Here is a 20,153-nt window from a genome sequence, read left to right as displayed (position 1 = left end):
TGGAAATCAATTAGGCTGAGAACATTAGTGAATCGCTGAGACAAACCCTCCCATGCAGAGCTCCCCGCATAGCTGGGAAGGAAGGAGCCCCGCGTGGCTGAAGAGAAGCTTCCCGCTGCTGCCCTCTCCACTGTCCTTGATGAGGCTGACTACACACCCGCAGAAGGATTAACGGAGGACCAGGTCAGCGAAATCCGGGCAGCTGGCAACGGTAACGACCACCGGGTCCGCGCCGGGCGGAGCGTGGGCGAAATTATTCGCGCCAACGTCTTTACTCGTATCAATGCCATGTTGGGTGTGCTGCTCATTATCGTGTTGAGTACCGGTTCCATTATTAATGCGGCGTTTGGTCTGCTCATCATTGCTAACTCGGGTATCGGTATTATCCAGGAGATTCGTGCTAAGAGGATGCTGGACAAGCTCTCCATCGTGGGGCAAGCGAAGCCCATGGTACGGAGGCAGAAGGAGAGTGGCTCACAGGATTTCGAGATTCCTGCTACGGAGCTGGTGCAGGGAGATCTCATCGTGTTATCGGCTGGGGAGCAGATTCTCGTTGACGGTGAAGTGATTTCAGCGCAGGCACTCGACGTTAATGAGTCCCTCCTGACGGGAGAGAATGACCCTGTCCATAAGGAGCCTGGTGATGTGGTCCTTTCTGGCAGTTTTGTGGTGGCTGGAAGCGGCGTGTATCAGGCGACAAAAGTGGGAACGGAGGCCTATGCCGCTAAGTTAGCCACCGAGGCATCCCAGTTCACTTTGACAAATTCCCAGTTGATGACGGGTATTAATAAGATTCTGCGGGTCATTACGTGGTTGCTGGTGCCCACCGGCATCGCCACGATCTACACACAGCTTTTCCAAACGGGAAAGCCGTGGAATGAGGCCGTTCTTTCGATGGCGGCGGCACTCGTTCCGATGGTGCCGGAGGGCCTGGTGTTGATGGCCTCAATTGCCTTCTTCGTGGGTGTCATTCGGTTGGGGCAGAAGCAGTGTTTGGTGCAGGAGCTTCCTGCCATTGAAGGGCTTGCTCGGGTTGATGTGGTGTGTACGGACAAGACCGGCACGTTGACCAATAACTCTATGGAGTTGAAAGAGGTAACTCCGCTAGGGGAGGCCGCCGAGGATGAGACTTTGGCACAGGCGGCACAGCAGGCGCTGGCAGCCATGGCGATCTATGATGACCACCCCAATGATTCTATGAAGGCCATTGCAGAGTGGGCGACTTCGGGCCACGACGATGCCTATGCCGGCGAGCAGGATTGGGAGCAAACCGCTGTTGTCCCCTTCTCTTCCGACAAAAAGTGGTCGGCGATGGGCTTTGGGAAGCATGGGGAGTGGATGCTCGGGGCGCCGGATGTGCTAGCAGCCCCGGATTCTTCTGCCGCCGCTACCGCAGATGAGGTCGGGTCGACTGGCTTGCGTGTGTTGCTGCTGGCACGGTCGGACACTCCGGTGGACGAGTTGGCGCACACTCCGGCCGAGGAGTTTGTGGAAGCGGGAACTGTAACGCCAGTGGCACTGGTCGTGCTGCAGCAGTCAGTACGACCGGATGCTGCCGATACTCTGGAGTATTTCCACGGCGAAGGGGTGGACGTAAAGGTGGTGTCTGGGGACAATGCTACCTCGGTGGGAGCAGTCGCCAGTGAGCTCACTATGGTGGGGGCAGACGCGCCGCTCGATGCCCGGAAGCTACCGAAGCTTTCCGAGGATGCGTTTGCACAGCGTTCTCGGCGCCAGGAGAGTACCGTGTCGACTGCGGCAGCGGAGTTTGCCGACGACGTGGAGAACCATACGGTGTTTGGCCGGGTAACTCCGGAGCAGAAGCGTTTCATGGTGGGAGCGTTGCAGCATAACGGCCACACGGTCGCGATGACGGGTGACGGAGTGAATGATGTTTTGGCCTTGAAGCGTGCCGATATTGGGGTAGCGATGGGTTCGGGATCGTCTGCTGCCCGATCTGTGGCCCAGATTGTCCTGTTGGATAACCGTTTTGCTACGTTGCCGTCGGTAGTGGGAGAGGGCCGTCGGGTGATCGGCAACATTGAACGCGTTGCTAATCTCTTCCTTACAAAGACGGTCTATTCCGTGCTGCTGGCGCTGCTTGTGGTGTTTGCCCAGGTGCCGTTCCCCTTCCAGCCGATCCACGTGACTATTACGGGCTGGTTCACTATCGGTATCCCGGCGTTCTTGTTGTCGTTGGCCCCGAATACTGCGCGTGCCAAAGACCATTTTGTGCAACGGGTTCTCCGACTTGCTGTTCCCTCTGGCGTCATTATTAGTGCGGTGTCGTTCGTGACGTATATGGTGCTTCGGCATGTCTATGGCGAGGGCGGGGCTAGCATTTCCGATACCCTGCAGACGCAGATCTCCACAGCGACGCTCGCGACGTTGATTGTGACAGCCACGTGGGTGTTGTGTGTCGTAGCGCGGCCGTTGCGCTGGTGGAAGATTCTGCTGGTGGTACTGTCGGCTGCCATGTATCCGGTGATCTTCTTGTGGCCGTTCACGGCGAAGGTGTTCTTCCTTGATGCCACCAATGGTGTTCTCATGGAGTGGGGCTTGTTGGCAGGCCTCTGCGGTGCGGTTCTGGTAGAGATCCTGTGGTGGGTGACGGGAGCTGTGAAGGGGGAGCAACATTTCGTGTGGGCGCGTACCCGGGAGCGCTTCGAAGTAGAGCAGCAGGACGCCAAAATGGCGGAGGCGGCACGGAAACGGTCAGCTAGTTAACCTTCGGCTCGTCGATACCAGACTTCTTGCATCGTCTACTAAAGTAGGTATCAACTGAGCCCCAGTAGCTCAGGGGATAGAGCACTTCTCTCCTAAAGAAGGTGTCGTAGGTTCGAATCCTATCTGGGGCACGCACACGTCCCGTACCGGCGCGCCAGGACGAGAGGTAAAAGGTTTGGAGCCAGCAGTCATCGCTCATATGGAAGAGCGGCTGGGCCGTATTCGCGGTTCCGTGCCGGGATCTCGCCATGCGCATTGGACTGTCGTGTTCTCGGAAGTTCCTGCGCGGTTGGCGTCCCGGATGCCAGTGGCGTTCAAAGCGCAGCGTCTTTCTGCGGTGTGGTCTGTGGGGTTGAGTTTTGTTCCACTCGTGTCCCCACAAACTCGCCATAAACTGCGGTTGGAGCTTTTTACCTTGTGTGATCCGCAGGATCGGTTTGAGGCTGAGCGGGTAATAGGAGCCGTGGCGGAGGCTATTGACACCACCAACACTCCGATCTTACGGGGACAAGTGATTGGGCCTTTGCCGCCTGATGCGGGAGTTCATGCTGTGTATGCATCGCTGCCGCGGATGTTCGATGGCGAGTTTCCCACCTGCCAGACAGAGTACGGCCCGGTGGCGGTGGTGTGGCTTTTCCCCATTGGTCCGAGCGAGGAAAAGTTCATTATGGCGGAGGGGTGGCAGGAGTTCGAGAAGAAGCTGTTCCGGCGTTTCGATATTGATCCCGCGGACTGGGGTCGCCTGTCGTGCTGTTAAGGCGCTGCGAGTACCGTTGTCACCGCAGCAGGGGGCATATGCTAACGAAAGAATTCTGTCCCGGTTACACGAGCGATCGTAGCGTAACCGGGACAGTGGTGCGGAGTGTGGAGCGTCTTGAGAACGGACTTCCCACCCCGTCCGGGTAAGGAACTAGCGTTCGCTCATCCGGAAGAGCTTATTGGGGTAGAAGGGGTAGGACTGACCAATGAGCTGGTAGTTGACGTAGTTTCCGCTTTTGGTGCGGCCGAGTGTGACGACAAAGGGGCGGATGTAGGCGGGGCCGATACAACCCGAGCCCTGGAGGTTCATATTGGTCACTCGCACGGTGTTCCAGCCGGGGCTGTAGCGGAGGAAGTAGAACGGTACCACACTGGTCTGACCAGGATAGACGCTGGCAGAGAAGGTAGGGACAATCTTTGGCTTAGCAGAAACTCCCATTTCGGAGGTACCGGTGTTCGTAATGATGCGTGCCAGCTCGAGGGTGGCAAAGACTTCACGCGGTACTTCTGTGGCCAAGAACTTCGCCATCTCTGCACAGCCCGGCCCCTCGCTTGCACCACATTCTGCGCCGGCGATGGCGCCCTTAACGGCGGTACGGGCCGATTGTTGTAGGAACTGGGTGATGGGGTAGGTGGTGGCGTGGGTTTTCCACTTGCCGTTCACACTAATGGTGGTGTTGGTGTCAATGGAGGTTTCCACCTTGGGGTCACCCACACCACCGAAGCAGCCGTACTGTACACCCGCATAGAAGTAGGCGACGCGATAGGACGGATCCACTCGGGTACGTACTTCGAGCGTGACGTCACCATTTCGGTCGAGGTCGAAGAGAGCCGAGGAATTGGTGAGTCCACTCCGGCGGATCACGGTTTGGACCTTGCCTTTTTCGGGGTTGACGTAGGTGCGCTGCTCAGTAGCAAAGCTGATGTGGCGTTGCAGGAAGGTGGGGAGAAGCGGTTCGAGGTCAGGGGTGCTGGCGCTGCGGGCAGTCAGGGCTCCTGTGGTGGGGGCGATTGGTGCAGCAGCGGCGACCGGTACCGTCGTGAGGACAACGCCAATGGTGGTTGCAAGTGCCGTGACACTGCGGGCGGTGTGCCGCATGGTGTGTCGCGGGTGAGATGAGAGGGTCATAGCAGGCCTTTAGGGGACGGAATGCCGAGGGGGATGAAGATGCTGGCAAGGGTGTTGACGAAGCGCTTGGCGTACTCCTGGACGGGTTCCCACATCTCACGCACCACTTTTTCGCGATTGCGGGCATCGGTGGCAAGATCCGTTTGTGGCAGGATGGTCGACATCCAGCGCACTGCACCATGAATCGTAAATTTCAGGCCTTCCACGGTGTCCGGATTCTGCTTCCCATAGGGGCGGTCCAACGATGCTCCAGAGGGGTTACCGACCTCTGCCATCTTGCGGGTGAGATCGCGGTACGCCTCCTGTTGGGCCTTTTCCCGAGGGGTAAGGGCAACTGGGTACTTATCCTTGAAGCCGCGCTTACTCTTCTTCTTGGGAAGGCTGACGGACTGGTCGGGATTGAGACGCGGCAGACGAATTTTGCTCTGCTTGACCTGTTTCAGTGAGTCAGTTTGCTGAGCGAAACGGGCCCTCTTAGGCTTTTTCATTTTTTTGGAATTAAGCAGCTTCGCGCTGTTTTTCGTTTCGGAGCTGGGAGTTGGGAAGTGTCGTGGGCTAATAGCACCGTCGAGATACTCCACGTAGGAGCGGAGGGAGACGTTGCCGGGGCAGCCGTCAATGAACATATGGACATCACGCAGATCCGCCCAACTCGTGCGATTTCCGCGGAAAGAGAAGCTCGCCAGTGGAACCTTCGCGATGCGTCCAGGCTTGACGTTGACGTTGTACGAAATCTCGTCAGAAAGGGTAACACCTGCCACATAGCCAAACCACAGTTGGGGGCGCAGTAGAGTAACGCCTAGAGATTTCCGGTTCTGCTCGAAATCCGGTGCACTAAAGTCGCCTTCAGTGCCGATCCGCGGGGACGGTAGCTGGATTTGCATAGGGAAAGAGACCTCAAGTTTGGCTGGCTCAGAGGCATCGATCTGGCAGCCCATGAGATATCCCACGGTGAGCGTATGGATAGAACGTTGAGAAGAACCCGCCACCTTGGCAAGCCCTTGCAGGCTTACACGGGCTTCGTGGGTGAGGAGGTTCCGGTTAAGGGGGGCGGTGCGGTAGATATGCTCGTTATTCTTGGCGAGAGTGACCTTTTCGCCATCTTCGGTGATGATAGTGCGCTCCACGTCGGGGACGGAGTAGCTGGTGCGGGACTCCGTCAGAGCGGTGTCTACTTTTTGGCGGAGGGTGGTACCAGGATCGTGTGCAGCAGGGGCGGCGAAGGCGAAAGGAGTAGTGGCCACGCTAGCGCTGAGGAGACTGGCAGCGAGGAGCAAAGAAATGGAGGAGCGTTGCAGCATGGTCGTCCAATCAAGCGAGGGGGATGCGGAAACGGCCAGCTGTTCTCTCCTTAACGGGACACTGATAGGGAGAGAACGGAGCAACTGAGCTGGCCGTATCCGCTGGCTTTTAGAAGCGGGTGACCTTACCCCACGTGGTGATCTTGGAATCCTCGATGGGAGCCTTGGTCCACAGGGTGATGAAGGATCGCACGGAGGCGAAGCCTAGGCAGCCGTCAACGTTGATGGGCTCACCGACATAGCGGAGCGCACCCTTGCTGCCCTTGACGTCCTTCTCTGCCACCAGGAAGGTGATGATCTGGCCGGGCTTGAGGGTGAACTTAACGTCCGGGCCGAGCGGCACTTCGAGGCCTGCCTTCGGGGTGAGCGTGGTGGTGGCGCCAACACCACTGATTTCAGCTCCGCCGCCGTCTGCGCTGCCTTCGCCCTTAATGGAGGGCATTCCATTAAGGGCCTGCTTAAGTTCAACACCAGTGGTGAGCTTGGGAGCACCGAATTCGAAGGTGGCGCCGTCGGAGACGTCAATCATGCAGCCGAGCTGGTAGCCAATCATGATGTGCGCATCAAGGGCCTTGCCGGTGGCACCCTTGATAGTGGCTACGCCCTTGGTATCAAGGAAGGTCTGGTGAGAGAAGATCGACAGATTGTCGGGAAGCTGCAGTTCAAACTGTTCGTGGGAGCGCGTTACGTTGAGGGTGAGACCGTCTTCGGTAGTGGTGGTGTAGTTGGATCCAGTCTTGTGGATCGGGATGGCGTTAGCTGTGGAGAAGGATGCGCCGAAAAAGGTCATGGTGGCCAGTGTGGAGGCCGTCAAACGGCGAAGCTTCATGGATACTCCTTGGGGAGAAGAGTAGGGGAGCGAATGTTTGGTTCTTAGTAAACACTCATCTTTGTTGATTGCAAAATGGGAATAAGGCTGTCGCAATTAGAATAAAAAAACTTATGTGATGATGTCTGTTTCCATTAGATTCAGTCGATAAAAACCTTGCAATGCAGGAGTATTGGTCATTCATTCAATATTTACCAAATAGTCATCATCCGACTTTTTGTTCTGCGGAGCATTTCTGCTGCATGATGATTTCAACCTGACATAACTCTGGAATTTAAGAATTATTGAGAAACTTACCGAAATGGAATAGCTGACATTAGATACCGATGCTTATCAAGAGAAGTGAGTCATGTGAGTGTGGGTAATTCCCGTGTATGTGCAAAATCTCGTCATCCGTGTGTGAACAATTTCCTGAAAACGAGTTTGTGACAATTAACACACTAACTTTTCCTTGACGGAACTGCCTCGATTACTCACAAAGTGTGTATCACGTGAGTGTAATCGGCATTGGAACTGGTGGAGCAGAGGACATTACTCTCTCGGCTACCAGTGAAATGCAGCAATTAGACACTGTTGTTTTTCTAGATAAGGGTTCTGCTACAACAGATATGCGCGAATTTCGACGTTCTGTTTTACGCTGTCACGCGGTTGCCGCCACCGTTCTCGAGCTTCACGATCCCCCACGCGACCGCCATCCGGTGGACTATCAAGCAGAGGTTAAACGGTGGCACCAAGCACGCGCAGACCTTATCAGCGAAGCACTCCACCAGGCTCTCCCCGAAGGTGGCAGAGTGGGCTTTCTGGTGTGGGGGGACCCCAGTCTATACGACTCGACACTACGCATCGTGCGTGCCATAGGCGATGAAACGACTATCAGAGTGATTCCCGGAGTTTCTGCAGTCCACGCGCTTACCGCCGCATTTGGTCTGTTGGCCAACGATATCGATGGAACCATCACTATTACCACTGGGAGGAAGCTTTCCTCGCTCACACCGACGCAGCGTGAGAACGTTTTTGTCATGCTGGTCGGTCGTGACGCATATCTGGAGGTTGCAACGCCTGATACCTACATTTACTGGGGTGCGTATCTGCGTGCGGAGAACGAAGTTCTGCGGGAAGGCTATGTCGCAGACGTGGGAGTGGAGATCGCTGCACTGAAAAAAAGAGCTGCATGACCGCAACGGTTGGGTCATGGACACCTACTTACTGAGGGAAATCCGGTCGAAGGTGAGGAATCGGTAACGAACTCCACTGGTGGAACGCTCCCATTGCGTAGTAGCAATCTCCTGCCAAATCTCAGGGTCGAGCCGTGGAGCGGCAGCGTCCGCCCCCGCCACGGTGATATCGAGTTCAGTCACTTCGCAGCGGTGAGCAATCGGCATAAACTCGCGGTAGATATGCGACCCCCCAATAACCCAAAAGTCGCCCTCACTAGCTAACTCTTCCGCAGTTTCCAGTGCTTCAAGCGGGGAGTGCACTACCTGGGCGCCGGGGGCGCTCCACTCTGTGTCACGCGTCAACACGATGTTAGGGCGGCCAGGAAGCGGGCGGAAGCGGGGGTTGAGAGAATCCCAGGTTACTCGCCCCATGACAACGGGATCCGCATTGGTGATGTGTTTAAAATGCGCTAAATCTTCCGGAACGTGCCAGGGCATCGTTCCGTCACGGCCAATCCACCCGTCAATGGACTGTGCCCAGATAAGTCCAATCATGCCTACACCGCCACCGGGGCTTTAATTGCAGGATGGTGCTGGTAGCCGACAATCTGGATGTCCTCGTACCGGTAGTCGAAAATACTATCAGCTTGACGCAGCTCTAGCGTGGGGTAAGGGAGGGGATCGCGGGAGAGTTGTTCCGTTACCTGCTCCACATGGTTGTTGTAGATGTGGCAGTCCCCGCCTGTCCAGATGAAGTCTCCCACACCCAGACCTGCCTGTTGCGCCATCATGTGGGTGAGCAGAGAGTAACTAGCGATGTTAAATGGCACACCCAAAAAGAGGTCAGCAGAGCGCTGGTAAAGCTGGCAGCTGAGCTTATTGTCTGCGACATAGAACTGGAAGAGCGTGTGACAGGGGTAGAGGGCCATCTTCGGTAACTCTGAGACGTTCCACGCGGACACAATATTGCGGCGCGAATCCGGGTCGGTACGCAGCAGCTCAAGTGCAGCGCTAATCTGGTCAAGAGTCTCTCCGGTGGGGGTGGGCCAGGAACGCCACTGAGCACCATAGACTGGTCCCAGGTCGCCGTTCTCGTCCGCCCACTCATCCCAGATGGAGACGCCATGCTCTTGCAGCCAGCGGACATTCGTGTTGCCCTGCAGGAACCACAACAACTCGTAGACAATGGATTTCACATGAACGCGCTTGGTGGTAATAAGCGGGAAGCCATCGTCTAAGTGGTAGCGCAATTGCGCCCCGAAGACACTCCGCGTACCGGTGCCAGTACGGTCCGCTTTTGGCGTGCCGTGGGTGAGCACCTCACGGAGGAGGTCTTCATAGGGCGCATTGATCATTTGTTCTTAGCCTCGAATTCAGTGACAGCTTTAAGAATGTCTCCCGCGATCTCCTTACGGCAGATCAAGAGATCCGGAAGGTAAGTATCTTCCTGGTTGTAGACCAGCGGAGAGCCATCGAGACGGGAGCAGTGCAGGCCAGCAGCAAGTGCCACGCCCACCGGAGCGCAGGAATCCCATTCGTACTGTCCGCCGGAGTGAATGTAGGCATCTGCGTCGCCAAGGAGCACGGACATGCCTTTGGCACCTGCCGAACCCATTGGGTGCAGTTCGCGGCCAACAGCTTCTGCCACGTACTCTGCGCAGGCCGGCGGACGGGTGCGGGAAATGACAATCTTGTTGGAGTAGGGGCCGGTTACTGCCTGCACGTTAGCGGTGTGCCAGACGCGGTTAAGGTCGGGCATTGCGACGGCAGCTACCACTGGAAGGCCATTTTCAACCAGGGAGATGTGTACTGCCCAGTCCAGGCGGCCAGTGGAAAACTCGCGAGTGCCATCGAGCGGGTCAATGATCCACACTCGGTCCTTAGACAGACGCTCTTCGACCTCATCGGGAGCCTCCTCTGAAAGCATGCCGTCATCGGGACGGTGGTTGGCTAGCACGGAAGCGATCCAGCGTTGGGCGAGTTCATCGCCTGCTGCCCCAAGGTCATGTCCACGCAGCAGGCCACCGGAGCGGATGCCCTTGAGAATGGCTCCGGCACCAGCGGCGATGCGCTGGGCGAGAGTTACGTCGTCAAGTTTGAGACTCATTGCTAATTCCTTCAGTAGCTTGGTTCCCAGTGTAGTGAGAATAGTGGGTGGACGAGGTTACTTCGGTGCGTCAGCACGGAGCGTACGGTAGCGGGAGATGAGAGTGGCAGTGGAGGAGTCAACACCGGCGGGGCTGGTGCCAGCGTCGGCGAGCACCTCGCTGGGGAGGGCAGCATCACCGGTGAGGAAAGGCAGCAGATCTCCAGCCTGCTTCTTGCCGAGTTCAACACCCCACTGGTCATAAGGATTGACGGCGTAGATCATGCCCTGGACGAAGACGATGTGTTCGTAGAGAGCGATGAGGGAGCCGACGACCTCGGGGGTAAGGCGTGCAGCGAGGATAGAGGTGGAGGGGCGGTTACCCGGCATGACCTTGTGGTTGACGAGCTCTTCCGGCGTTCCTTCTGCAACGATCTCGGCAGCGGTCTTTCCAAAGGCAAGGACCTTCGTCTGGGCGAAGAAGTTGCTCATGAGCAGGTCATGCATTGAACCGGTGCCATCTGCAGTGGTCAGATCGTCCAGCGGCTGGGCGACAGCGATGAAGTCGGTGGGGACGAGCCGGGTGCCTTGGTGGAGCAGCTGGTAGAACGCATGCTGGCCATTGGTGCCGGGTTCACCCCAGTAGATTTCGCCGGTGGATGTGGTGACAGGACTGCCGTCTGTGCGGACAGACTTGCCGTTCGATTCCATGGTGAGCTGCTGCAGGTAAGCGGGGAAGCGGCTGAGGTCCTGTACGTAGGGGAGGACGGCCTTTGAATCAGCGTTAAAGAGCTGAGAGTCGGAGTACCAGACACCCAGGAGACCCATCAGCACGGGGACGTTTTCGGCCAGTGGAGCAGTACGGAAGTGCTCGTCCATGGTGTGGAAGCCGTCGAGGAAGCGGAGGAAATTGTCATAGCCGACAACAGTCATGACGGACAGGCCAATGGCGGAATCGACGGAGTACCGGCCGCCAACCCAATCCCAAAATCCGAACATGTTGGCGGTATCAATGCCGAAGTCTGCGACCTTTTCAGCGTTGGTGGAGACAGCCACGAAGTGCTTAGCGATGGCGTCGTCCCCCACCTCGCTGCCGGTGATCTCCTGCAGACCCGAGACAAGCCAGCGGCGAGCAGCGGCAGCGTTAGTCATGGTCTCCTGGGTGGTGAAGGTCTTGGAGGCGACGATGAAGAGGGTCTCTGCGGGGTTGAGGTCAGAGGTCTTGGCGACCAGGTCGGCCGGGTCGACGTTGGAGACGTAGCGGGCGGAGATACCGGCATCCTGGTAATGGCGCAGTGCTAGGTCGACCATGACGGGGCCGAGGTCCGAGCCGCCAATGCCAATGTTGACGACGGTGGTGATGTTTTTGCCGGTGTAGCCCTTCCATTCCTTGCTGCGGAGGGAATCGGTGAAGCTATGCATGCGGTCGAGAACATTGTGGACGTCAGCGACGATGTTGTGGCCGTCGACGATGAGCTCCGCATCGCGGGGGAGGCGCAGCGCGGTGTGTAGGACAGCGCGATCTTCGGTGCAGTTGATGTGCTCGCCGGAGAACATTGCTTCGCGCTTGGCGGGAATGTTGGCGGCTTCGGCAACGGCGATGAGTTTATCGAGAGTCTCGCGGGTAATGCGGTTCTTCGAGAGGTCGAAGGTGAGGTCACCGACCTGATAGGTCAGTTCAGTACCACGCTGTGGATCAGCTTGGAAGATGTCGCGTAGGTGGAGGTCTTTCACAGTGGCGAAATGCCCGAGCAGGTCATTCCACGCGGGAGTGGTAGTGATGTCGACAGGGGTTGCACCAGTCATTGCTTATCTCTCCATTACGTGCTGAACGTTTGCTGATGAGGTTAGATACTTAATCGAAAAAGATTGTGGTGACAGGGATAAATGTAACTATCCCAGAGGGCCGCGTCCAAGGCGGAGCAGCAACAGTGCTAACTGATGACCTTCTTTCCCCAGCGCGCTGAAACGCTCGATAACTTTAAGTTCGCGATTGTGCACTAGCCTGGGACCGCCACTCTTCTTTCGAGTCTGACCGATCATCTTAGAAATCTCAGTACGACGTTGAATGGACTCAAGAATAGTGCGATCCAGCTGGTCGATTTCTTTCCGCAGCTCATTGATCTCAGTAGCACTCAACTCATCGCTAGCGCCAGTGGGATCTCCATGAAGACATTCGTCTGTTGACTCATCAACAGGAGAGGCCAGGTCGTGCGGTTCATGAGTGGAATCTGCCATAGCTCCATTATTCCACGGAAAGGGCAAAGGGCCCGTGTCACAGCAGCAAGCTACATTCCAGTAGATTGGAGGACAATATGAGTGACATGACTGCAGATCCTTTTTCCCCCGACCGGACTACTCCCACCTCCCCGGCACAGACAGAAGTAAGCTCCGAGCCTACAGCAGATGCGCCGTTGGGGCTTTTTAGCCTGCCCACTGACGGCATCCCTGTCTCCGACACCGCTACCTCCATACCAGTATCTGGGAAAGCAAGCACTTCACGTACCGCCCGTGCGGGCTGGCATCGCCGGCGGGATCCGCATGCAGCCGAACAACTACTCGAGGGGCTCAACCCCCAACAGCAGCAAGCTGTCCAGCATACTGGCACTCCGCTCCTCATCGTGGCCGGAGCTGGTTCCGGTAAAACGACTGTTCTCACCCGGCGTATCGCCTATGTGCTCGAAACGCAGCCGGTGCGCGCTTCTCAGATTCTGGCGATTACCTTTACGAACAAAGCCGCTGCCGAGATGCGGGAGCGTGTTCAACACATTGTTGGGACAGAAGCAACCTACATGTGGGTTTCCACATTCCACTCCATGTGCGTCCGTATTCTGCGCGCCCAGGCGGCACAGCTCGAGGTCGTCAACAGCAACTTCACCATTTACGATGCTGATGACGCCAAGCGACTCCTCACCATGATCGTCAAGGACCTCAACCTCGACCCCAAGAAATACGCTCCTAAGGCCTTGGCAAACCGTATTTCGAACTGGAAAAACGAGCTTATTGATGCGGAAACGGCGGCTGCCGACGCGCATGAAGGACACTTCGACAAAGTTGCCTCCGAGGTGTACGGCATCTACCAAGCTCGTCTGCGGGCAGCCAATGCCTTCGATTTCGATGACCTCATTGGGGAAACCGTCGCCCTCCTGGAATCCCATCCCGCGATCGCGCAGTACTACCAGCGTCGCTTCCGACATGTGCTGGTTGACGAGTACCAAGATACGAACCATGCCCAATACATGCTGGTGCGGGCACTGGTGGGAGATGGCTCCAACGGGGTGGAACCCGCCGAACTGTGTGTAGTGGGCGATGCCGACCAATCCATTTACGCCTTCCGTGGAGCGACTATCCGCAACATCGTGGAATTTGAGCGGGATTTCACCAACGCCACCACCATTTTGCTCGAACAAAACTACCGTTCGACACAGAACATTTTGTCAGCCGCTAATGCCGTCATTGACAACAATGCAGGACGTCGAAAAAAGAACCTCTGGACTGCCGCAGGTGATGGCCCCCTCATCGACCTCTATGTGGCAGATAACGAGCATGATGAAGCCCGCTTCATTGGTAGTGAAATCGACAAGCTCCACGATGAGGGGATGTCCTACAGCGATATGGCGGTGTTCTACCGAACTAACAACGGATCGCGTCCCCTGGAAGATGCCTTCATTCGCACCGGGTTACCGTACAAGGTAGTGGGAGGTACCCGCTTCTACGAGCGGATGGAAGTCCGCGACATCGTCGCCTACCTGAAGGTGGTGGAGAACCCCGCGGATGCGGTAAGCCTCCGCCGTATCATCAACACTCCGCGACGGGGTATTGGCGACCGCGCGATGAGCTGCCTGGCGATGTTTGCCGAACAGCAGGGTGTGTCCCTCTGGGAGGCGTGCTGCCGTGCACAGAACGGTACCGTCCCTTTCCTTAACTCACGTGCGGAGAATGCCATTGCGGCGTTTGTCTCCCTCATCACTGGTATCCAAAACCATAGTGCTGGCGCAGAACATACCGCAGGTGCCGGCTCGCTTCCCGACCTGGGAGAACTTGTGGAGTTGGTGATTGATCGGTCAGGGTACCGGGCAAGTTTGGAAGGTTCTAACGACCCCCAAGACCAAGCTCGTCTCGACAACCTCAACGAACTAGTGTCTGTGGCACACGAGTTTTCCGCCGATGCCGCGTCGTTGCGAGCGCTGGAAGAATCTTTCGCGCAGGATGACACCAACGGCATTAGTGCGGAGACGGTGGCGGAGGGCACGGAGGGACTGGCCGCCCCAGGATCGCTTGCTGCGTTCTTGGAACGCGTTTCGCTCACCTCGGATACGGATCAGATTCCTGATGAAGACGACGGCATGATCACCCTCATGACACTGCACTCGGCCAAGGGCCTGGAATTCCCGGTCGTCTTCGTCACCGGGTGGGAGGACGGCATGTTCCCGCATATGCGGGCGCTCGCCGACGAGAATGAGCTGTCTGAGGAACGTCGTCTGGCCTATGTCGGAATTACCCGCGCCAAGAGGAAGCTCTACGTGACCCGTGCTGTTGTCCGTTCCAGTTGGGGGCAGCCGCAGTCTAATCCACAGTCGCGTTTCCTGGACGAGATTCCTGCGCATCTGCTCAACGTGCTGAGGGAAGCTCCCGAGTTCGATGATGATGACTGGAGCTACGGCTCGTCCGGTCACTCGTGGGGAACTGGAGGTGGTTCCCCGTGGGGTGCGGGTAGCCGCAGTGGGGGCACCGGTAGCCGCGAAGGAAAGTCCTCGGCGCATCACGTTGGGCGGAGTGGTATCTCTCGCAGCGGGCGTTACGGCGATGTCCACAAGCGCTGGGGTAACCCAGTGGAGACCCGTCGTATGGCGCCACAGATTGCGAACCCCCGTCATAGCTCCGCCATCAGTGTAGAGAAGGGAGATCGCGTTGTGCACGACAAGTATGGCTTGGGAAAAGTCCTGGAAGTGACTGGCGTTGGGGCCAGCGCCACTGCATTGGTGGATTTCGGCTCGTCTGGTGTGGTGCGCCTTATGTTGATTGCCGCACCGATTGAAAAGCTATAACCACGGGATAGCAACAGCCCCGCAGCGCTATGCTGCGGGGCTGAACTTTAGGGGAAAAGATTTAGAAGTGGAGGCCGAAGCGGGCGAGCCACGGGATAGGGTCGACCTTGCGCTTGCCGTCGGGCCAAATCTCGAAGTGGAGGTGGGTACCGGTGGAAAAACCGGCGGAACCCATTCCGGCGATCTTCTGTCCTGCTTTCACCTTCTGACCTTTGGAAACGTAGAGGTCGTACATGTGGCCGTAGACGGAGATAGCACCGTTGTTGTGGCGAACACGAATCCAGTTACCGTAACCAGCGGCAGGGCCAGCATCGATGATAACACCGTCGGCGATGGCGTGGATGGGAGTGCCAACAGCATTGGCAATATCAACGCCGCCATGGAAGGAGCCCCAACGCGGACCGAATCCGGAGGTGATAATGCCGATGGCGGGAAGCACCACAGTGGGGCGACGGGAGGCTAGCTCTGCCGCCATACGACGATTCTGTGCAGCACCAGCTACCTGTAGCTGGCTTGCGAAGCCAGAGAGAGCGTCAGTGTCGGTGGTGTTCTCGATAACGGGGGTGAGGGAGGAATCCTGGCCAATAACATTGCCGGCGAGTTCGATGGATTCACTACGAATGCTGGTGTGGCCAGAGGCGAGTGCGGAAGTGACACCAGCGGTCGTCATAGCGCCCGCAGCGAGAGCAATAGCAACAGTGCCGCCAGAAATAGGCTTCACCGAAGCGCGATGGCGGGGAAGCCTCGTTGCTTCTACACCTTCACTCTTTCGCTGTCCGCTCACGAGCGTCCTTCCTTTGGGCATTACGTCCGGCAACCAGCAGACGTGACCGCTTCGTTACCTAATGGTTATTAGACTAGATGATAACGAAACTTGTTACAAGAGTATTTCCGACGGGTTGTGACGGGATAGGGCAAATGTGGGGACAGATAAGACGTATTAGGATGACCTAATCCGTTGAAAAAGTTATATAAGTGCAGGTAAAAAGGCTTTTTTGAATTTTTTATAAGAAAGAATTGTTAAATAAAAAGTTTTAAAATACCCCTATTTGGGGGTGATTTAAAAGGGCAACCTGCATAAAACCTATTAGTGACCATTGTTACTAATGTGACACAGTGGTCGCCGTTGGAGATTTTCTCCGGTTATTAAAACTAAGAATGTAACTGAGAGATTCTTAATTATAAAGATTCTTAGCGCTTTTCCCCTGGTCGCTGCAGCCTGCTCGAGGATGCCTCGCCAAAGCATGCTGCTATTCGCTCAGATTCCTCGTAGACTTCTAGACAAGCGCCTTGCAACGGCTGCGATCACTAAGGTACGGACTAGTTGCCGCATCGGCCTGGCCTACCTTCGAGCGAGAAGCGATGGACGGATGGACCTTTACGAGCATCAAGCCAAAGAACTCTTTGACCGATACGGAGTTCCTACTCTCCGCGGCACCGTAGTAACCACCCCCGAAGAAGCCGCTGCAGCGGCCGAATCTATGGACCTCCCGGTTGTCGTCAAAGCCCAAGTGAAAGTCGGTGGGCGCGGCAAAGCTGGGGGTGTGAAGCTCGCCCGAACAAAAGAGGACGTCGTTGCCCATGCAGAAGCGATCCTCGGCATGGATATTAAAGGACACACCGTCCACAAAGTACTTATCGATCCCGGCGTCGATATCGCGGAGGAATACTACATGTCCTTCCTCATCGACCGCTCCAACCGCTCCTACCTCGCCATGTGCTCTGTAGCAGGCGGTATGGATATAGAAACTGTTGCAAAAGAACAGCCAGAGGCACTTGCCAAGATAGCGATCGACCCGGATGAAGGTGTCGACCTCGCGCATGCCCGTGAAATTGCCGCACAAGGCCACCTCCCCGCCGACATTCTCGACGCCGCTGCTGCCACCATTGAAAAGCTCTACCGGGTCTTCGACGGCGCAGACGCTAGCTTAGTAGAAGTGAACCCCATGGTACGGACAGGTGACGGACGGGTCCTCGCCATCGACGGAAAAGTCACCCTCGATGACAACTCTGAAGGCCGCCAGCAAGATCTCTTCGCTGAATACCGGGACAACTCCACTGCAGATCCCCATGAACTAGCCGCCAAAGAGGTGGGACTTAACTACGTCAAACTCGACGGAACCGTCGGCATTATCGGTAATGGAGCCGGCCTCGTTATGTCGACCCTAGACGTCGTCGCATATGCAGGCGAAGCCTACGACAATGTGCGACCTGCGAACTTCCTCGACATTGGGGGTGGTGCATCCGCTGCCGTGATGGAGGCGGGACTTCGTATCATCATGGAAGACCCCCAGGTAGAAGCCGTCTTCGTCAACGTCTTTGGTGGTATCACCTCCTGCATCGAAGTCGCCAACGGTATCCTCCAGGCGCTGGGACAATTGGGAGACAGCCTCACTAAACCTCTGGTTGTGCGACTCGACGGCAACGACGTCGCACCCGCTCGCGAGATCCTCGACAATGCCCAGCACCCTCTCATTACCACGGCTGGAGACATGGATGAAGGTGCCGCCACTGTAGCGCGCATTACCGCCAGCCGCCTCGGCCAACTCGACGCAAAGAAGTAGGGGAGAAGAGCCACAATGTCTATCTTCGTCAACAAAGACAGCCGCATCGTCGTCCAGGGTATGACTGGGCGGGAAGGTATGAAGCACACTACCCGTATGCTGGCTGCCGGCACCAACATTGTCGCCGGCGTCAACCCCCGCAAAGCCGGAACTAGCGTCCACTTCGACAATGTCGACAAAGATGTGCCTGTGTTTGGCACAGTGAGAGAAGCAATGGAGGCGACGGGTGCCAACGTGTCCGTCATCTTCGTGCCAGCCCTCTACGCCAAGGGCGCGATGGTGGAAGCCATCGATGCAGAGATCCCCGTTCTCGTCACCATCACGGAAGGGATTCCTGTCCACGACGCTGCTGCAGCCTGGGCACACAATGTTGACCACGGCCAGAAGACCCACATGATCGGCCCCAACTGCCCCGGCATTGTTACCCCCGGAGAGACCAACATTGGTATTACCCCAGATGGTATTACCAACCCAGGCTCCATCGGCCTAGTGTCGAAGTCGGGCACATTGACCTACCAACTGATGGCGGAAGTAGCGGAAATCGGTATTTCTACCGCTTTGGGAATTGGTGGCGATCCCATCCCCGGAACGACTCACATTGACGCCTTGCAAGCATTCCAAGACGATCCCGACACAGAACTCATCGTGATGATCGGTGAGATCGGCGGTGACGCTGAAGAGAAGGCTGCCGAGTACATCAAAGAACACATTACGAAGCCGGTTATCGGCTACGTGGCTGGCTTCACCGCCCCCGAAGGAAAGACCATGGGCCACGCCGGAGCTATTGTGTCCGGCTCCTCCGGTACAGCGCAGGCTAAGAAGGATGCTCTCGAAGCTGCTGGCGTACAAGTTGGTAAAACTCCCTCAGAGACCGCCCGTCTGGCACGCGAAGCTTACGCAAACCTGCATAATGGGTAGGTGACTTTAACCGCGTATTGGGGAGGAGACGTCTGTGGCCAGTAAGAAGTCTGGCGTCGTCAGGCGTCTCCGCCAGGTGCGCGCGCCGGTGCTCCCCGGTACACGTAAAGGCGCCGTTCTCCCCGCCGTTCTCCCCCCGGTGGCGCTCTTTGGCACCCTGATGGTGGTCTGCGGGGTCGTAGTCGCTCTCGCAAATATGGATGCAGTACACTGGTGGCCCCTCACCTTTTCCCTGTGGATGACGGTCTTTCATGTCCCCTTTACGGGTATTGGGCCCACGGGCTTCGTCACGGTGCTTGGGTTTCTCCCATTAGTGCCCACTCTGCTCTACATCGCCGCCTTAGCGTGGACCGCACGGCACTTCACTACTGACGATTCCCCCGCCGATGTACAGCTTTTCAGCGTTGTCTCGATCGCTACCCCACTAGTGATGTCTGGCATCGGGTGGGGGAGCATGTGGGGATTGCGCCACCTGGTGTTTATTCAGCCTCCCCATCCTGCAGTGATGGTTGCCCTCGTCCTTCTCACCACACTGGTTGGTCTGGTCGTGGGATTGCGGGAACGCGTCCTCCATCTCATCCCGTATGCCACCGACTCTTTCCCCACCTGGGGCACAGCTGGTTTTCAGGTAGCCGGACAGTTCCTCCTCACCATGCTCACCACCGGTGCGGTCGCCGGTGTAATTGCATTGCTGGCACACTGGAAGCTCATTGGCCAAGTACTGCTCTATGGGAACTCTGCTGCAGGAATCCTCGGGTTCGGGCTCTTCAGCCTCCTGTATCTGCCGAATATGATGATTGCGGCAGCTATCATCGTGGCGGGTGGGGGAATCCAGATTGGGGGATCGCAGACCAGCCTCTACGCAACTCACCTAGAGCAGCTTCCGGCATTCCCCCTTTTTGCAGCATTACCCCAACATGAGGCACAACCATGGTGGCTTATCTTTCTCGTTGTCCCGATCATTGCGACAGTAGCGGTGGCCCGTCGTACTCCTGGACGTACGGTAGGGGATAGGCTCCGTGCCATCGCCTTCGCCGTTCCCACCACTGCGGCTTTTTCCGCAGTCGGTGCATGGTTCGCGGGCGGGCAGATTGGTGTGATGGGTTCAGTACGCATGTCGGAAGCTCTGACCGGCCTAGTACTTGCAGCCTGGTTAGGCATCCTTGGTGCGGTGACGGTATTCCTGCAGCGTGGGGAAGGGATGGCGAGTGTGACAGCTGCCCGAGCGGAACGCCGGGCGGCACGCGCCGCACAGGCTGCTGCTGCCGAGGACACCGCAGTGGAGGAAAAAACTGACGCTGCGGTAGAAGACGCAACAATGGAAGATGCTGCAGCGGATCATGATGGTACAGCAGAATCGGAAGGCTTGGCAGCATCTGATGCCGATGGTACTGCGGACAATACCGAGGATAACGCAGGTACGGAAGATACCTACGACAGCATCGAGAACAGCGTCCCCGTCACCCCAGATTTGCAGACCGATGCGGACACCAACGCGACAGAAGACCCAGTTGCCACAGCAGAGCCAGAAAAAACTGCATCTGAGAACGATGACGCAGCTCAGTAACCGTCTCAGGTAGGGAAAACAGAGGGCAACGGGCTACACTACAGGTATTGCACTTAGTGAGCGTTTTG

At 56.9% G+C, this 20,153-nt stretch carries 16 protein-coding genes and 1 tRNA gene; 8 read left to right on the top strand and 9 right to left on the bottom strand.

Annotated features, from left to right (window positions below; translation table 11 throughout):
* Window positions 1–93: 93 nt before the first annotated feature.
* From IY73_RS02335 to IY73_RS08040, 3 genes are all read left to right on the top strand, one after another.
* The gene (locus IY73_RS02335; protein WP_082346528.1) at window positions 94–2,727 is read left to right on the top strand and encodes an HAD-IC family P-type ATPase; all 2,634 of its coding nucleotides are present in this window, start codon (window positions 94–96) and stop codon (window positions 2,725–2,727) included.
* Between the two features lie 58 nt (window positions 2,728–2,785).
* Window positions 2,786–2,858: transfer RNA gene (locus tag IY73_RS02330), tRNA-Arg, on the top strand.
* 44 nt (window positions 2,859–2,902) lie between these two features.
* On the top strand, window positions 2,903–3,484 hold the full coding sequence (locus tag IY73_RS08040) for a suppressor of fused domain protein (protein ID WP_148417486.1): 582 nt from the start codon (window positions 2,903–2,905) through the stop codon (window positions 3,482–3,484).
* A 153-nt stretch (window positions 3,485–3,637) separates the two neighbouring features.
* On the opposite strand, the gene IY73_RS02320 is transcribed toward IY73_RS08040, so the two are convergent.
* The 3 genes from IY73_RS02320 to IY73_RS02310 form a co-directional block, all read right to left on the bottom strand.
* Window positions 3,638–4,615, bottom strand: a complete 978-nt coding sequence (locus tag IY73_RS02320) for an MspA family porin (RefSeq protein ID WP_053961642.1) — start codon at window positions 4,613–4,615, stop codon at window positions 3,638–3,640.
* On the bottom strand, window positions 4,612–5,916 hold the full coding sequence (locus IY73_RS02315) for an MspA family porin (protein WP_053961641.1): 1,305 nt from the start codon (window positions 5,914–5,916) through the stop codon (window positions 4,612–4,614). The genes IY73_RS02320 and IY73_RS02315 overlap by 4 nt, the downstream gene beginning before the upstream one ends.
* A 109-nt stretch (window positions 5,917–6,025) precedes the next feature.
* Window positions 6,026–6,745, bottom strand: a complete 720-nt coding sequence (locus IY73_RS02310) for an MspA family porin (protein WP_053978766.1) — start codon at window positions 6,743–6,745, stop codon at window positions 6,026–6,028.
* Window positions 6,746–7,227: 482 nt separating this feature from the next.
* Between IY73_RS02310 and cobF the strand changes: the two genes are divergently transcribed.
* Window positions 7,228–7,920, top strand: coding sequence for a precorrin-6A synthase (deacetylating) (gene cobF / locus IY73_RS02305; protein ID WP_315861666.1), 693 nt, complete (start codon window positions 7,228–7,230; stop codon window positions 7,918–7,920).
* 24 nt (window positions 7,921–7,944) lie between these two features.
* Here the strand turns inward: cobF and IY73_RS02300 are convergent, their stop codons facing one another.
* The 5 genes from IY73_RS02300 to IY73_RS02280 all read right to left on the bottom strand — a co-directional run bounded on the left by IY73_RS02300 (window position 7,945) and on the right by IY73_RS02280 (window position 12,226).
* On the bottom strand, window positions 7,945–8,457 hold the full coding sequence (locus tag IY73_RS02300; RefSeq protein ID WP_053961639.1) for a dihydrofolate reductase: 513 nt from the start codon (window positions 8,455–8,457) through the stop codon (window positions 7,945–7,947).
* A gap of 2 nt (window positions 8,458–8,459) precedes the next feature.
* Window positions 8,460–9,257 carry a thymidylate synthase gene (locus IY73_RS02295; protein WP_053978765.1) on the bottom strand — a complete coding sequence of 266 codons (798 nt, stop codon included), beginning with the start codon at window positions 9,255–9,257 and terminating at the stop codon, window positions 8,460–8,462.
* Window positions 9,254–10,009: a 3'(2'),5'-bisphosphate nucleotidase CysQ gene (locus IY73_RS02290; protein WP_053961637.1), complete on the bottom strand. Its 756-nt coding sequence runs from the start codon at window positions 10,007–10,009 to the stop codon at window positions 9,254–9,256. The genes IY73_RS02295 and IY73_RS02290 overlap by 4 nt, the downstream gene beginning before the upstream one ends.
* 57 nt (window positions 10,010–10,066) lie before the next feature.
* Window positions 10,067–11,794, bottom strand: coding sequence for a glucose-6-phosphate isomerase (pgi, locus tag IY73_RS02285; protein WP_053978764.1), 1,728 nt, complete (start codon window positions 11,792–11,794; stop codon window positions 10,067–10,069).
* An 87-nt stretch (window positions 11,795–11,881) separates the two neighbouring features.
* Window positions 11,882–12,226, bottom strand: a complete 345-nt coding sequence (locus IY73_RS02280) for a chorismate mutase (RefSeq protein ID WP_082345321.1) — start codon at window positions 12,224–12,226, stop codon at window positions 11,882–11,884.
* Between the two features lie 77 nt (window positions 12,227–12,303).
* Between IY73_RS02280 and IY73_RS02275 the strand changes: the two genes are divergently transcribed.
* A complete protein-coding gene (locus IY73_RS02275) occupies window positions 12,304–15,036 on the top strand; it encodes an ATP-dependent helicase (RefSeq protein WP_237025132.1) in 2,733 nt (910 codons plus the stop codon).
* Window positions 15,037–15,097: 61 nt separating this feature from the next.
* On the opposite strand, the gene IY73_RS02270 is transcribed toward IY73_RS02275, so the two are convergent.
* A complete protein-coding gene (locus IY73_RS02270; RefSeq protein ID WP_053961635.1) occupies window positions 15,098–15,820 on the bottom strand; it encodes a M23 family metallopeptidase in 723 nt (240 codons plus the stop codon).
* A gap of 445 nt (window positions 15,821–16,265) precedes the next feature.
* On the opposite strand from IY73_RS02270, the gene sucC reads away from it, so the two are divergent.
* The 3 genes from sucC to IY73_RS02255 are packed head-to-tail and all read left to right on the top strand — an operon-like array spanning window position 16,266 to window position 20,085.
* Window positions 16,266–17,600 carry an ADP-forming succinate--CoA ligase subunit beta gene (gene sucC, locus IY73_RS02265; RefSeq protein ID WP_315861665.1) on the top strand — a complete coding sequence of 445 codons (1,335 nt, stop codon included), beginning with the start codon at window positions 16,266–16,268 and terminating at the stop codon, window positions 17,598–17,600.
* A gap of 15 nt (window positions 17,601–17,615) precedes the next feature.
* Window positions 17,616–18,518, top strand: a complete 903-nt coding sequence (sucD, locus tag IY73_RS02260; RefSeq protein ID WP_053961633.1) for a succinate--CoA ligase subunit alpha — start codon at window positions 17,616–17,618, stop codon at window positions 18,516–18,518.
* 34 nt (window positions 18,519–18,552) lie between these two features.
* Window positions 18,553–20,085 (top strand): cell division protein PerM, encoded by a 1,533-nt coding sequence (locus IY73_RS02255; RefSeq protein WP_053978762.1) that lies wholly within the window; start codon window positions 18,553–18,555, stop codon window positions 20,083–20,085.
* The last annotated feature ends 68 nt before the right edge of the window (window positions 20,086–20,153 follow it).

Source organism: Lawsonella clevelandensis, from assembly GCF_001293125.1.
Taxonomy (GTDB): Bacteria; Actinomycetota; Actinomycetes; order Mycobacteriales; family Mycobacteriaceae; genus Lawsonella; species Lawsonella clevelandensis.
This window is presented reverse-complemented; position numbering and strand designations above follow the sequence as displayed.

Coding starts and splice junctions, on each gene's coding strand:
- pgi (WP_053978764.1), bottom strand. CDS start 11,794: ATGACTGGTGCAACCCCTGTCGACATCACTACCACTCCCGCGTGGAAT.
- sucD (WP_053961633.1), top strand. CDS start 17,616: ATGTCTATCTTCGTCAACAAAGACAGCCGCATCGTCGTCCAGGGTATG.
- IY73_RS02280 (WP_082345321.1), bottom strand. CDS start 12,226: ATGGCAGATTCCACTCATGAACCGCACGACCTGGCCTCTCCTGTTGAT.
- IY73_RS02310 (WP_053978766.1), bottom strand. CDS start 6,745: ATGAAGCTTCGCCGTTTGACGGCCTCCACACTGGCCACCATGACCTTT.
- IY73_RS02320 (WP_053961642.1), bottom strand. CDS start 4,615: ATGACCCTCTCATCTCACCCGCGACACACCATGCGGCACACCGCCCGC.
- IY73_RS02275 (WP_237025132.1), top strand. CDS start 12,304: ATGAGTGACATGACTGCAGATCCTTTTTCCCCCGACCGGACTACTCCC.
- IY73_RS02290 (WP_053961637.1), bottom strand. CDS start 10,009: ATGAGTCTCAAACTTGACGACGTAACTCTCGCCCAGCGCATCGCCGCT.
- sucC (WP_315861665.1), top strand. CDS start 16,266: ATGCCTCGCCAAAGCATGCTGCTATTCGCTCAGATTCCTCGTAGACTT.
- IY73_RS02300 (WP_053961639.1), bottom strand. CDS start 8,457: ATGATTGGACTTATCTGGGCACAGTCCATTGACGGGTGGATTGGCCGT.
- IY73_RS02295 (WP_053978765.1), bottom strand. CDS start 9,257: ATGATCAATGCGCCCTATGAAGACCTCCTCCGTGAGGTGCTCACCCAC.
- IY73_RS02315 (WP_053961641.1), bottom strand. CDS start 5,916: ATGCTGCAACGCTCCTCCATTTCTTTGCTCCTCGCTGCCAGTCTCCTC.